Annotated in this window: 11 protein-coding genes; 1 reads left to right on the top strand and 10 read right to left on the bottom strand. The window is 65.8% G+C overall.

The window, feature by feature from the left end:
• Nucleotides 1-9 precede the first annotated feature (9 nt).
• From lysS to RTH46_RS07215, 10 genes are all read right to left on the bottom strand, one after another.
• The gene (lysS, locus tag RTH46_RS07260; RefSeq protein WP_153786252.1) at nucleotides 10-1,512 is read right to left on the bottom strand and encodes a lysine--tRNA ligase; all 1,503 of its coding nucleotides are present in this window, start codon (nucleotides 1,510-1,512) and stop codon (nucleotides 10-12) included.
• 93 nt (nucleotides 1,513-1,605) lie between these two features.
• Nucleotides 1,606-2,701, bottom strand: a protein-coding gene (gene prfB, locus RTH46_RS07255) for a peptide chain release factor 2 (protein ID WP_153786253.1) whose coding sequence is annotated in 2 segments (ribosomal slippage) — nucleotides 1,606-2,628 and nucleotides 2,630-2,701 — 1,095 coding nt in all. Because the reading frame shifts where the segments join, the coding sequence is not laid out codon by codon here.
• 253 nt (nucleotides 2,702-2,954) lie between these two features.
• Nucleotides 2,955-3,959, bottom strand: coding sequence for a PleD family two-component system response regulator (locus tag RTH46_RS07250; RefSeq protein WP_153786254.1), 1,005 nt, complete (start codon nucleotides 3,957-3,959; stop codon nucleotides 2,955-2,957).
• A 51-nt stretch (nucleotides 3,960-4,010) separates the two neighbouring features.
• The gene (locus tag RTH46_RS07245; RefSeq protein ID WP_279847328.1) at nucleotides 4,011-5,024 is read right to left on the bottom strand and encodes a chemotaxis response regulator protein-glutamate methylesterase; all 1,014 of its coding nucleotides are present in this window, start codon (nucleotides 5,022-5,024) and stop codon (nucleotides 4,011-4,013) included.
• Nucleotides 5,021-7,315 carry a hybrid sensor histidine kinase/response regulator gene (locus tag RTH46_RS07240; protein WP_316905325.1) on the bottom strand — a complete coding sequence of 765 codons (2,295 nt, stop codon included), beginning with the start codon at nucleotides 7,313-7,315 and terminating at the stop codon, nucleotides 5,021-5,023. The genes RTH46_RS07245 and RTH46_RS07240 overlap by 4 nt, the downstream gene beginning before the upstream one ends.
• A complete protein-coding gene (locus RTH46_RS07235) occupies nucleotides 7,312-7,980 on the bottom strand; it encodes a chemotaxis protein CheW (RefSeq protein WP_153786256.1) in 669 nt (222 codons plus the stop codon). The genes RTH46_RS07240 and RTH46_RS07235 overlap by 4 nt, the downstream gene beginning before the upstream one ends.
• Complete coding sequence (locus tag RTH46_RS07230; RefSeq protein WP_153786257.1) at nucleotides 7,977-9,224, bottom strand: CheR family methyltransferase; 1,248 nt, start codon at nucleotides 9,222-9,224, stop codon at nucleotides 7,977-7,979. Before RTH46_RS07230 ends, RTH46_RS07235 begins: the two co-directional genes overlap by 4 nt.
• A complete protein-coding gene (locus tag RTH46_RS07225) occupies nucleotides 9,221-9,742 on the bottom strand; it encodes a chemotaxis protein CheW (protein WP_153786258.1) in 522 nt (173 codons plus the stop codon). The genes RTH46_RS07230 and RTH46_RS07225 overlap by 4 nt, the downstream gene beginning before the upstream one ends.
• A gap of 5 nt (nucleotides 9,743-9,747) precedes the next feature.
• The gene (locus RTH46_RS07220) at nucleotides 9,748-11,370 is read right to left on the bottom strand and encodes a methyl-accepting chemotaxis protein (RefSeq protein ID WP_316905384.1); all 1,623 of its coding nucleotides are present in this window, start codon (nucleotides 11,368-11,370) and stop codon (nucleotides 9,748-9,750) included.
• Between the two features lie 129 nt (nucleotides 11,371-11,499).
• Complete coding sequence (locus RTH46_RS07215; protein WP_153786259.1) at nucleotides 11,500-12,189, bottom strand: tellurite resistance TerB family protein; 690 nt, start codon at nucleotides 12,187-12,189, stop codon at nucleotides 11,500-11,502.
• Nucleotides 12,190-12,403: 214 nt separating this feature from the next.
• Here RTH46_RS07215 and ydcS point away from each other — a divergent pair, with 214 nt between their 5' ends.
• Nucleotides 12,404-13,543, top strand: coding sequence for a putative ABC transporter substrate-binding protein YdcS (gene ydcS / locus RTH46_RS07210; protein ID WP_110995521.1), 1,140 nt, complete (start codon nucleotides 12,404-12,406; stop codon nucleotides 13,541-13,543).
• The last annotated feature ends 76 nt before the right edge of the window (nucleotides 13,544-13,619 follow it).

Raw genomic sequence — 13,619 nt, 5'->3', positions numbered from 1 at the left:
TCAGGACACTCAGGCCTGCGGACGCATGTGCGGGAACAGGATCACGTCGCGGATCGACGGCGAGTTGGTCAGCAGCATGACCAGGCGGTCGATACCGATGCCTTCACCAGCGGTCGGCGGCATGCCGTACTCCAGGGCGCGAACGAAGTCTGCATCGTAGTGCATGGCTTCGTCGTCACCGGCGTCTTTCTCGGCCACCTGGGCCAGGAAGCGCTCGGCCTGGTCTTCGGCGTCGTTGAGCTCGGAGTAGGCGTTGGCGATCTCGCGGCCACCGATGAACAGCTCGAAGCGGTCGGTCACGGATGGGTTGTCGTCGTTGCGACGGGCCAGTGGCGACACTTCGAACGGGTACTCGGTGATGAAGTGCGGCTGCTCCAGCTTGTGCTCCACCAGCTCTTCGAAAATCATCACCTGCAGCTTGCCCAGGCCCTCGTGGCCCAGCACCTTGGCACCGGCCTTCTTGGCGATGTCGCGGGCGCGGTCGACATCCTGCAGGTCGGCAGCGGTCAGCTCAGGGTTGTACTTGAGGATCGAGTCGAACACCGACAGGCGCACGAACGGCTCGCCGAAGTGGAACACCTTGTCGCCGTAAGGCACGTCGGTAGTGCCCAGCACCAGCTGCGCCAGCTCGCGGAACAGCTCTTCGGTGAGGTCCATGTTGTCGTTGTAGTCGGCGTAGGCCTGGTAGAACTCGAGCATGGTGAACTCGGGGTTGTGCCGGGTCGAAACGCCTTCGTTACGGAAGTTGCGGTTGATCTCGAAGACTTTCTCGAAACCACCGACCACCAGGCGCTTGAGGTACAGCTCCGGGGCAATACGCAGGAACATGGCCATGTCCAGCGCGTTGTGGTGGGTTTCGAACGGCTTGGCCGCGGCGCCGCCGGGGATGGTCTGCAGCATCGGCGTTTCGACTTCGAGGAAGTCACGCTCGATGAGGAACTTGCGGATGTGCGAGATCACCTGTGAGCGCACACGGAAGGTGTGGCGGGTTTCCTCGTTGACCATCAGGTCGACGTAGCGCTGGCGATAGCGCTGCTCGGTGTCGGTCAGGCCGTGGTGCTTGTCCGGCAGCGGGCGCAGCGACTTGGTCAGCAGGCGCACGTTGGTCATTTCGACGTACAGGTCGCCCTTGCCGGAACGGGCCAAGGTGCCTTCGGCGCTGATGATGTCGCCCAGGTCCCAGGTCTTGACCGCGGCCAGGGTGTCTTCGGACAGGGTCTTGCGGTTGACGTAGACCTGGATGCGACCGGTCATGTCCTGGATAACCATGAACGAGCCACGGTTGAGCATGATGCGGCCAGCCACCTTGACCGGGATCGCGGCTGCTTCCAGCTCTTCCTTGGTCTTGTCCGCGTACTGTTTCTGCAGGTCGTTGCAGTAGCTGTCGCGACGGAAGTCGTTGGGGAAGGCGTTGCCCTTGGCGCGCTCGGCGGCAAGCTTTTCCTTGCGCAGCGCGATCAGGGCGTTTTCTTCCTGTTGCAGGTCTTGCGATTCGGTCTTGAGGTCGCTCATGTCGTCATTCTTTCCATCAGGTATTCGTTGCCTCACGCGGGTGAGGGATCGCGGGGCAAGCCCGCTCCCACGGGTTTGCCGCCGCTTGGATGCTTACAGCCCCTGCTTGAGGCTCGCTTCCAGGTACTCGTCGAGGTCGCCGTCGAGCACCTTCTGGCAGTCGCTGCGCTCTACGCCGGTACGCAGGTCCTTGATACGCGAGTCATCGAGTACATAGGAGCGGATCTGGTGACCCCAGCCGATGTCCGACTTGCTGTCTTCCAGGGCCTGCGAGGCGGCGTTGCGTTTCTGCATTTCCAGCTCGTACAACTTGGCCCGCAGCATTTTCATGGCGGTATCCTTGTTGGCGTGCTGGGAACGTTCGTTCTGGCAGGCCACCACGGTGTTGGTCGGCACGTGGGTGATACGCACCGCCGAGTCGGTGGTGTTGACGTGCTGGCCACCGGCGCCAGAGGAGCGGTAGGTATCGATGCGCAGGTCGGACGGGTTGATCTCGATCTCGACCTTGTCGTCGATCTCGGGCGAGACGAATACCGCCGAGAACGAGGTGTGGCGACGGGCGCCGGAGTCGAACGGGCTCTTGCGCACCAGGCGGTGCACGCCGATCTCGGTGCGCAGCCAGCCGAAGGCATACTCGCCCTTGATGTGCACGGTGGCGCCCTTGATGCCGGCGACTTCACCTTCGGACAGCTCGATGATGGTGGCATCGAAACCGCGCTTGTCGGCCCAGCGCAGGTACATGCGCAGCAGGATGTTGGCCCAGTCCTGGGCCTCGGTACCGCCGGAGCCGGCCTGGATGTCCAGGTAGGCGTTGTTCGGGTCCATCTCACCGCTGAACATGCGACGGAACTCGAGCAGGGCGAGGGATTCCTCCAGCCCTTGCAGCTCGGTCACGACATCGCTGACGGCGCCTTCGTCACCTTCCTCGACGGCCATGTCGAGCAGGTCCTTGCAGTCGCCCAGGCCGTTGGACAGTTTGTCCAGGGTCTCGACGACCTGCGCCAGCATGGCGCGCTCGCGGCCCAGTGCCTGCGCGTACTCGGGCTTGTTCCAGACGGAGGCGTCTTCCAGCTCGCGGTTTACTTCGACCAGACGATCATGCTTGTGATCGTAGTCAAAGATACCCCCGAATAGACTGGGAACGCTCGGTGAGGTCCTTGATGGTGTTCAGGATCGGTTGGATTTCCATGGGCGGGCAGCTCTCGTGCGAATTCGGTGAAAAGCCCGCGAGTATAACCGAGTCCGCGCCATGACGGCAGACCCGCCGGGCAGGCGCCGCAATCGGCCATGCTGGCCCTGTAGGAGCGGCCTTGTGTCGCGAAAGGGCTGCAAAGCAGCCCCGGCGATCTCTGTGTGATCGGCAAAAATCGGGGGCCGCTACGCGGCCCATCGCGACACAAGGCCGCTCCTACAAGGGATGGCGTCAGCGTGAAGTGTCGCGTTCAGGCAATGCCCACCTGGTTACGGCCGTTGTTCTTGGCCTGGTACAGCCCCTTGTCCGCCGCCGATATCAGCTGCCGGCAATGGCTGCCAACGGCCGGCGTCTGGGTGGCCAGGCCGATGCTTACGGTCAAGTGCGAGCCGTGCTCGGGCACCGTGTGGGCAATGTTCAAGCCCATGATGGTCTGTCGCAACTTCTCGGCAATCAACCGCGCCCCGCCTGGAGAGGTATTGGGCAGCACCAGGGCGAACTCTTCGCCACCGTAACGCGCCGGCAGGTCACTGGGCCTCGAGCAGCAACCACGAATGGCTTCCGCCACCTGGCGCAAGGCCTCATCACCGGCCAGGTGGCCGAAACTGTCGTTGAACGCCTTGAAGTAGTCGACATCGATCATCAGCAGCGACAGTTGCTGCTGCTCACGAATGGCCCGGCGCCACTCCAGCTCAAGGTACTCGTCGAAGTGGCGGCGGTTGGACAGCCCGGTCAGGCCGTCGGAGTTCATCAGCCGCTGCAGCATCAGGTTGGTGTCAAGCAACTGCTGCTGGCTCACGCGCAGGGCGCGGTAGGCCTCGTCGCGCTGCAGCAACGTCAGGTACGAGCGCGAGTGGTAGCGGATACGTGCCACCAGCTCGATGGTGTCGGGCAGCTTCACCAGGTAGTCGTTGGCCCCGGCAGCGAAGGCCGCGCTCTTGACCAGCGGGTCTTCCTTGGTCGACAGGACGATGATCGGGATGTCCTGGGTGGCCGGGTTGTTGCGGTACTCGCGCACCAGGGTCAGGCCGTCGAGGCCCGGCATGATCAGGTCCTGGAGGATTACCGTGGGCTTGATCCGCATGGCCTGGGCCACCGCCTGGTGCGGGTCGGCGCAGAAATGGAAGTCGATGTTCTCTTCATGGGCCAGGCCACGGCGCACCGCTTCGCCGATCATTGCCTGATCGTCCACCAGCAGGACCATCGCCGCGCCTTCGTTGATGGTCGTGAAACCTTCGATCGGTAGATCATTCATTGCTGGTCACCCGGTCACGGCCCGCCAGGCGGCGCGCCTCAATACTTGTCGTCATTTCGAAAAGAGTTCCGTCAGTCGCCCGGCGATGCGTTCCAGCGGGCGGATTTCCACTGCGGCGTCGATGGCCGCAGCGGCCTTTGGCATGCCGTATACCGCACTGCTCTGCTGGTCTTGGGCAATGGTCAGAAAACCCTGCTGACGCATCAGCTTCAGGCCCTGGGCGCCATCGCGTCCCATGCCGGTGAGCAGCACGCCCACCGCGTCGCCCGACCAGTAGCGCGCCACGCTTTCGAAGAACACGTCGATCGAAGGCCGGTAGATTTCATTGACCGGCTCGGCAGTGTAGGCCAACTGGCCGTTGTGCAGCAGGCGGATATGGTGGTTGGTGCCGGCCAGAAGGACCTGCCCCGGCTGCGGTGGCTCGCCTTCGCGGGCCAGGCGGACCGCCTGGCCGCTCGCCGTGCTGAGCCATTCGGCCATGCCGCCGGCGAATACCTGGTCGACGTGCTGGACCAGCACGATGGCCGCCGGGAAGGCCTTCGGCAGCCCCTTGAGCAACACTTCCAGTGCCGCCGGCCCGCCAGCCGACGAGCCGATGGCCACCAGGCCACGGCGCTGGGACGCCTCCCGCAAGGGGGTACGCACCGGCTGCGGGGCGCTGGGCCGCTGCTGGCCGATCAGCCAACCGATATTGAGGATCTTGCGCAACAGCGGCGCCGCCGCCTCACGGGCATCGCCCGCGCCCAGTGCCGGCGTGTCGACCACGTCCAGGGCCCCATGGCCCATGGCTTCGAATACCCGGTGCACGTTCTGCTTGCGGTCGACCGTGACGATGACGATGGCGCACGGGGTCTCGGCCATGATCCGCCGGGTCGCCTCGACACCGTCCATCACCGGCATGATCAGGTCCATCAGGATCAGGTCCGGGAGCTGTTCGGTACAGCGTTGCACCGCCTCGGCGCCGTTGCCGGCGACCCACACCACCTCATGCGCCGGCTCGAAGGCCAGCGCCCGGCGCAGGGCCTCCACAGCCATGGGCATGTCATTGACGATGGCGATCTTCATCCCTGGGCACCTCCGATCAGCTCCTCTACGGCGTCCAGCAACGCATCGTCATGGAAGCTGGCCTTGGCCAGATAATAGTCGGCGCCGGCATCAAGTCCACGACGCCGGTCTTCTTCCCGGTCCTTGTACGACACCACCATGACCGGCAGCGATTGCAGGCGCTGGTCGCGACGCACCAGGGTGACCAGCTCGATACCGTCCATGCGCGGCATGTCGATGTCGGTGATCAACAGGTCGAAGTCATCGCTGCGCAGGGCGTTCCACCCATCCATGCCATCCACCGCCACGGCCACTTCGTAGCCACGGTTGCCGAGCAGCTTGCGTTGCAGTTCGCGCACGGTGAGCGAGTCATCGACCACCAGCACACGCCGGCGCGCAATGCCCCGGCCGTGCTGGCCGCCACGTTCGATGCGCTCCAGGCGGCCGGTGCTGAGCAGCTTGTCCACCGAGCGCAGCAGGTCCTCGACATCGATGATCAGCACCACCGAGCCATCGTCCAGCAGGGCGCCGGCCGAAATGTCCTGGACCTTGCCCAGCCGCGGATCGAGGGGCATCACTACCAGCACCCGCTCGCCGATCAGGCGCTCGACGGCCACGCCGTAAAGCTGGTCGCGCTCGCGAATCACCACCACCCGCAGATTCTGGCCCGCGTCCTGTGCCGCCGGCCGGTTGAGCAACTGGCTGGCGGCGACCAGGCCGATATGCCGATCCTCGTGCCAGAAATGCTGGCGCCCTTCGATCTGCACGATGCTTTCGGCCGGCACATCGAGGGTGCGCTCGATATGCGCCAACGGGAAGGCATAGGCCTCGCCGCCCACCTCGACCACCAGGCTGCGCACCACCGACAGGGTCAGCGGCACCTCCAGGTGGAAGCAGCACCCCTGCCCCGCCACCTGGGTCAGCTCGATCGAACCGCGCAGCTCGCGGACCATGTGCTGCACCGCATCCAGGCCAACCCCGCGCCCGGACACTTCGGTGACCGTATCGCGCAGGCTGAAGCCGGGCAGGAAGAGGAAGGTGAGCAGCTCGGCTTCGCTCATCTGCGCCACGGTTTCGGCCGGCGACAGCGCGCGCTCGACGATGCTGCGGCGCAAGCGCTCAAGGTCGATGCCGGCGCCATCATCGGTCAGTTCCAGAATCAGCAGCCCGGCCTGGTGCGAGGCGCGCAGGCGCACCGTGCCTTCGTCGGGCTTGCCGGCCAGCAGGCGCCTTTCGGGCAGCTCGATGCCATGGTCGACGGCGTTGCGCAGCAGATGGGTCAGCGGCGCTTCGAGCTTTTCCAGCACGTCGCGATCGACCTGGGTCTTCTCGCCTTCGACCAGCAGCCGCACCGGTTTACCCAAGGAGCGCCCCAGGTCGCGCACCATGCGGCTCTGACCGGTCAGCACATCGGCGAACGGGCGCATGCGGCAGGCCAGCGCGGTGTCGTACAGCAACTGGGCGCGCTGGCTGGCCTGCCAGCCGAATTCGTCGAGGTCGGCAGCCTGCTGCAGCAGGATCTGCTGGGTTTCGGCCAGCAGTTGCTGGGTCTGGGCCAGGGCGTCGAGCACTTCCGGACCCTGGCCGCTGTCTTCGAGCTGCGCCTTCAGCCCGTCCAGAGCGCGCATGCCCTGGCCGTGCATGCGCTTGAGGCGCTGCAAGGTGGCGAGATAAGGCTTAAGGCGCTGGGTTTCGACCAACGACTTGCTCGACAGGTCGAGCAAACTGTTGAGCCGATCGGCCGTGACCCGCAGCACGCGCTCGCCACCCTCGCCACCACGCTTGCCGGCCCTCGGCCGGACAACCGGCTCGGCTTCGGCCTCGACGATCGGTTCTGGCTCAGGCTCCATGGCCGGCGGCGGCGCGACCATGGCTGGCGGCGTTGCAGCCGGCAACGGCGGCGCCACCTGGGTGGCCAACGGCGGCGAATCCAGCAGCCCGGCCATCTGGGCGAGGAACACCGGCACCAGGCCTTCGCCTGCCGGGTCGCCCGGCGTGGCGATGCGCATCAGCAGGTCAGTACCTTGCAGCAGCGCGTCGATATGCTCCGGGCGCAGCAGCAGGCGGCCCTCCTGGGCGGCCACCAGGCAGTCTTCCATCACGTGGGCGACGCTGACGCCGGCATCGATGCCGACGATCCGCGCCGCGCCCTTGAGCGAGTGGGCCGCACGCATGCAGGCCTCGAGCTGGTCAGGCTGGCCGGGGTTGCGCTCCAGTGCCATCAGGCCGGCACTGAGCACCTGGGTCTGGGCTTCGGCTTCCAGGCTGAACAGCTCCAGCAAGGAAGCGTCGCGCATTTGCTCCGGGGTCATGACAGGCTCCGCTTCACGGCTTGCAGAAGGTGTTGTTCATCCAGGACCCGCACGCTGCGGCCCCGCCACTGCAGCACCGCAGCAGTGAAGTGGGCGGTATCGCTGCCCTCCTGCAGGTGCCCAGGGTCCAGCCGGTGGATGCCATCGATCTCCGCCACCGGCACCACCACCGGGCCGCCTTCGGCCGCCAGGATCAGCATGCGCGGCATGACCCGCCCACTGCGCTCGATGCTGGCCTCGCCCGGCACGTTCAGCAGGTCCGCCAGCGACAGGCACGGCACCAGCGCACCGCGCACGTTGGCCACCCCTTGCAGTACCCGCGAGCGTTGATGCGGCAACGAATGCACCGGCTGCAGCGGGGCGATTTCGGCGAGGCAGGCCGTGGCCAGCGCCAGCCATTCCTCACCCAGCCGGAACAGCAGCATGGAGCGACCGACTGCGCACTCGGCCGGCGGCAGTGTTTCGTCCTGTTCGTCGAGCACCTGCGCGTAGCGATCCAGCAAGCGCGTGGCTGCCGCCGCATGCACCTCGCAATTGCGACAGTGGATGTGCCGCTCCAGCAGCGGGCACTGCTTGTCGCCGTGCACGCCAATGCGGTTCCAGCAATCGTCGATGGCCTGACCATCGTCATGGGCGATCAGTTGCATGTCGTATCCCGCGCTCATCGTTCAGCCTCCCGGCCGGCCCGCGCCGCGCGCTCCTGCAGGCGTCGGGCGCCCGCCTCGTCACCTTGCGAGGCCAGCAGGGCAGCCAGGTGCATCAGCGCCTCCGGGTGCTGGGGCTGCAGGTACAACGCCTTGCGGTAATGGGTGATGGCCTGCGTGGCATCGCCCTCGGTATCGCTGAGCAACCCCAGCCAGTAGTAGACCTGCGCCTTGGGTTCGAACTGGCGCAGGTAGCGCTCGCAGTCGCTGCGGGCTTGTTGGCTGTCGCCGGCGTTGGCGTGCCGGGCGATGGCGGCCAGCAGTTGCGCTTCGTTTTCACGCGGCTCGGCAGCCACTGGGGGGGCCATCAACGGTCTTGCCGGGCGCTGGGGCAGCGTGACCACCTTGGGCAATGGCGGCGCCAACGGGCGCATGGCCGGCAAGGGTTTGTCCGCTGGGGCCGGCACGGGGTCTGTCTGACGCACATAGGCGAACGACTGAGGGATCCCCAGAGGCCGCATGCCCAAGCGCGCCAGCAGGCTGCCCTCGGCCGGGCCGATGAACAGCACGCCCTGGGCGTGGGTAAGCTGCTTGAGCACCTCGAACACCCGTTGCTGGGTGGGCACATCGAAATAGATCAACAGGTTGCGGCAGAACACGAAGTCGTACTGGCCGTCACGGGCCTTGAGCGCCGGATCCAGCACGTTGCCGACTTTCAGGCTGACCTGCCGGCGCACCCGCTCGTTGAGCTGGTGGGCCTCGGCGGTTTCGTCGAAATGCCGCTCGCGGAAGGCCAGTTCGCTGCCACGGAACGAGTTGCGCCCGTACAACGCCTGCTCGGCCTTGGCCACCGAATTGGGGCTGATGTCGATACCATCGACAGCGAAGGCTTGCGCCGCGACCCCGCCATCGAGCAGTGCCATGGTGATGGAATAGGGCTCTTCACCGGTCGAACACGGCAGGCTGAGGATGCGCAACGGCCGGGCACCGGCCAGTTCGGCCACGCGCTTGTGGGCCAGGTCCACCAGCGCGGTAAAGGACTCGGGGTAACGGAAGAACCAGGTTTCGGGGACGATGACCGCCTCGATCAGGGCCTGCTGCTCGGCCGTGGACTGTTGCAGGCGCAGCCAGTAATCGTCCAGGTCGGTGGCCTGCAGGGCAACGCAGCGCTGGCGCAAGGCCCGCTCGATCATCGGCGCCCCGACCGACTCCACGTCCAGGCCGATACGCTCCTGCAGGAAGCGGAAGAACCGTTGCCCGGTCATGTCGGCACCTGCCCGGCTTCGCTGGGGTACAACAACTGGCGGACCGTGGCCGGCAGCAGGTCGTCGACGCAAATACGCTGCACCAACCCTTGCGCGTCCTGGCGCACCGGCCCCAGGTAAGGGGCCTCGGCGTTGTCCAGGCCATAGGGCTGGAACTCCTCGGGCCGGCAACGCAGGGTCTCGGTGGCCTGCTCCAGGATCAGCCCCAGCTGCAGCTCGGGGCGCTGCGGGTCGCCACGGTAGTGCACCAGCACCAGGCGGGTGCTGCCGCGCGAGACGGCCGGAGCGCCGAAGCTCAAGGCAGACACATCGATCACCGGCACCAGCGCGCCACGGTGGGCGAGCACGCCGACCACCCAGGCCGGGGCCTGGGCAATGGGCTTGAGCGGGCGACGCGGCAGTACTTCGATCACTTCGCGCACGTCCAGGGCGAAGCGCTGCGCGGCGATGCGGAACTGCAGGTACAGCGCGCCCTTGGCGGTGGCCGCGCGGTCCTCACGGGGGGACAGGTCGGTCATCGGCGTCAGACTTTGAAACGCGATACACCGCCACGCAGCCCGGCGGCCACCTGGCTCAGCTCGTCGATGGCGAAGCTGGCCTGGCGCAGCGATTCCACGGTCTGGGTGCTGGCGTCGCTGAGCTGGGCCAGGGCCTGGTTGATCTGTTCGGCGCCGGTGGCCTGGGCCTGCATGCCTTCGTTGACCATCAGCACACGCGGTGCCAGGGCCTGCACCTGGTTGATGATCTGGCTGAGCTGTTCGCCCACCTGCTGCACCTCGAACATGCCGCGGCGCACCTCTTCGGAGAACTTGTCCATGCCCATTACCCCGGCCGACACCGCCGACTGGATCTCGCGCACCATCTGCTCGATGTCGTAGGTGGCCACGGCGGTCTGGTCGGCCAGGCGGCGCACTTCAGTGGCCACCACGGCGAAGCCACGGCCGTACTCGCCGGCCTTTTCCGCTTCGATGGCGGCGTTGAGCGACAGCAGGTTGGTCTGGTCGGCGACCTTGACGATGGTCACCACCATCTGGGTGATGTTGCTGGCTTTCTCGTTGAGGATCGCCAGCTTGGCGTTGACCAGATCAGCGGCGCCCATCACCTGGTGCATGGTCTCTTCCATGCGCGCCAGGCCCTGCTGGCCGGCGCCGGCCAGGCTCGAGGCCTGGTCGGCCGACGAGGTGACTTCGGTCATGGTGCGCACCAGGTCACGGGAGGTGGCGGCGATCTCGCGCGAGGTGGCGCCGATCTCGGTGGTGGTGGCGGCGGTTTCGGTGGCGGTGGCCTGCTGCTGCTTGGAGGTGGCGGCAATTTCGGTAACCGAGGTGGTCACCTGCACCGACGAGCGCTGGGCCTGCGACACCAGGCCGGCCAGCGATTCGGCCATTTCGTTGAAGCCGCCTTCGATGGCGCCGAATTCGTCCTTGCGGTCCAGGCTCAGGCGCATGCTCAGGTCACCCGAACGCAGGCGGTCGAGGGCATGCACGATGCGTTGCATGGGCGCGGTGATCGCGCGCATCAGGAGCAGGCCGCAGATACCGGCGGCGACGATCGCCAGCAGCAGCGAGACGATCATGCTGCCCTTGGCGGTGTTCACGGCGCTGACGATGTCGTTGGTGGCGGCATCGGCCGATTCACGGTTGCGCTCGATCACCCCGTTCAGGTGCTTGCGTCCATCCACCCAGGCCGGGGTGAGCACTTCGGCGATCAGGCGCTGGGCCTCGACGTAGTTCTTTTGCCGGTAGGCCTCCAGCACCTGGTCGACGATCTTCACGTAGCCCTCCTCGAGGCGGGTGAAGTCGTCGAAGGCGGCCTGGTCGGCGGGGTCGCGAATGGTGGCCTGGTAGCTGGCCATGTGCTGCTTGAGGCGGTCATCGAAGCTCTTGAACAGCTCCATGTCGGCCGAGGTGATTTCGCGGTGGTTCGACAGCCCCACCAACTGCTGGCTGTTGACGTAGCTGTCGACCCAGGCACTGCGAATCATCGAGCTGTAATAGACGCCGGGAATGCTGTCGGACCCCACCGCTTCCTCGCTGGACTCGATCGCCACCAGCCGCGAATAGGCGGCCACGATCATCAGCAGCATGATGGCGATGATCACGGCGAAACTTGCCAGGATCCGTTGGCGCAAGGTCCAGTTCTTCAACATTCAGCCCTCAGGAATTCGATACGAGCGGGAAAAATCGCCGAAGTATAGCCCAGGCGTCTTACGCATTTGCGGCTGAATGCTGCTGTATTCAGGCCTCCTTGCCTATTGATGTGGCCATTTGCCCGTTCACTGGCCAGCGGCAAGCCTGACCTGACTCTCCAACTCCTGGCGCAAGGCCGGGTCCAGGCGCAACTGACGCGCCAGTTCGTCGAGGTAGGCGCGCTCCATGAAGTTCTCCTGGTCGACCATCATCACGCTGGCCAGGTACATCTCGGCGGCCATTTCCGGGGTTTGCGCGGCGCGGGCCACCTCGGCAGGGTCCAGCGGCTTGTTCAGCTCGGCGTGCAGCCAGTGCTGCAGCTCGCGGTCGCTGTCCAGGCGGGTGAACTCGCCTTCGATCAGTGCCCGCTCGCGCTCGTCGATATGGCCGTCGGACTTGGCCGCCGCCACCAGTGCCCGCAGCACCGCCTGGCTGTGCTGCTCGGCCTGGGCCGGGGGCAGGCGGTCCAGCGTCTGTGGCGGCTGGTCGCCTGCACCCTGGCGCGCCTGCCAGTTGCCATAAGCCTTGTAGGCCAGCACCCCGAGCGCGGCCAGGCCACCGTAGGTGAGCGCCTTGCCGCCATATTTGCGGGCCTTCTTGTTACCCAGCAGCAAACCCATGGCGCCAGCCGCCAAGGCACCACCGCCGGCACCGGATAGCAGGCTGCCCAGCCCGCCGCTGCCTGCTGGCTTGTGCCCGGCGCTTTTGCCAGCCTGGTTGTTGAGCAGGTCCTGGCCGGACTTGAGCAGTTGGTCGAGCAGACCTCGGGTATTCATCTGGTGCGCCTCCACGGGTACGAAAAAGTGGCCACCAGAGTAGGACGGCGCACGGGTTTCTCCACCTGTGCAAATGCTTCCGGATGTTGCATCAGTGATCGATAAAAGCGATCTAGACTCGACTCAGTCGCTAAAAATCATAAGCAGTCAGCCATCTGACCGCCGCTTCGCTTGACGTCTGCCCCGATCACAATTGCCAACAAGAGGGAACAACATGTCAGTGCACAAGACCGTTTTGCTCGGTGCCCTGCTCGCCAGTGCCGGCGCCCAGGCCGCCGGGCTGCCCCAGAAGCTCGGTGCCGGCGAGGGACAACTGGACATCATCGCCTGGCCCGGCTACATCGAACGCGGTGAAAGCGACAAGGCCTACGACTGGGTCACCGGCTTCGAGAAAGAAACCGGCTGCAAGGTCAGCGTGAAGACCGCCGCCACCTCCGACGAGATGGTCAGCCTGATGACCAAGGGCGGCTATGACCTGGTTACCGCCTCGGGGGACGCTTCGCTGCGGCTGATCGCCGGCAAGCGGGTGCAGCCGATCAACACCGCGCTGATTCCCAACTGGAAGAACCTCGACCCGCGCCTGCACAACGGCGCCTGGTACGTGGTCAAGGACCAGGTGTACGGCACGCCCTACCAGTGGGGCCCGAACGTGCTGCTGTACAACACCAATGTGTTCAAGCAGCCCCCCACCAGCTGGAGCGTGGTGTTCGAACCGCAGAACTTGCCCGACGGCAAACCCAACAAGGGCCGCGTGCAGGCTTACGACGGGCCGATCTACATCGCCGACGCGGCGCTCTATCTCAAGTCCGCCAAGCCTGAGCTGGGCATCCAGAACCCCTACGAACTCACCGAGGCGCAGTACAAGGCGGTACTCGACCTGCTGCGCCAGCAGCAGCCGCTGATCCACCGCTACTGGCACGATGCGACCGTGCAGATGAGCGACGTGAAGAACGAGGGCGTGGCCGCCACCAGTTCGTGGGGCTACATGGTCAACGGGCTGCAGGCCGACAAGCAGCCGGTGGCCTCGGTGGTGCCGAAGGAAGGCGCCACCGGCTGGGCCGACACCACCATGCTGCACAGCGAGGCCAAGCACCCCAATTGCGCCTACAAATGGATGGACTGGTCGCTGCAGCCCAAGGTGCAGGGCGACGTGGCGGCCTGGTTCGGCTCGTTGCCGGCGGTGCCGGCGGCCTGTACCGGCAGCGAATTGCTGGGGGCCGAGGGCTGCAAGACCAATGGCTTCGACAACTTCGACAAGATCGCCTTCTGGAAAACCCCGCAGGCCGAGGGCGGCAAGTTCGTGCCCTATAGCCGCTGGACCCAGGACTACATCGCGATCATGGGCGGGCGGTAAGGGCCATCGCGGGGCAAGCCCGCTCCCACACTGATTCCCGTGGGAGCGGGCTTGCCCCGCGATCAGCATTAACCTA

Origin of the sequence: Pseudomonas sp. zfem004, from assembly GCF_032621715.1 — a bacterium.
Taxonomy (GTDB): Bacteria; Pseudomonadota; Gammaproteobacteria; order Pseudomonadales; family Pseudomonadaceae; genus Aquipseudomonas; species Aquipseudomonas sichuanensis.
The sequence above is the reverse complement of the archived record's forward strand: the minus strand, read 5'-3'. Positions and strand labels throughout refer to the sequence as shown.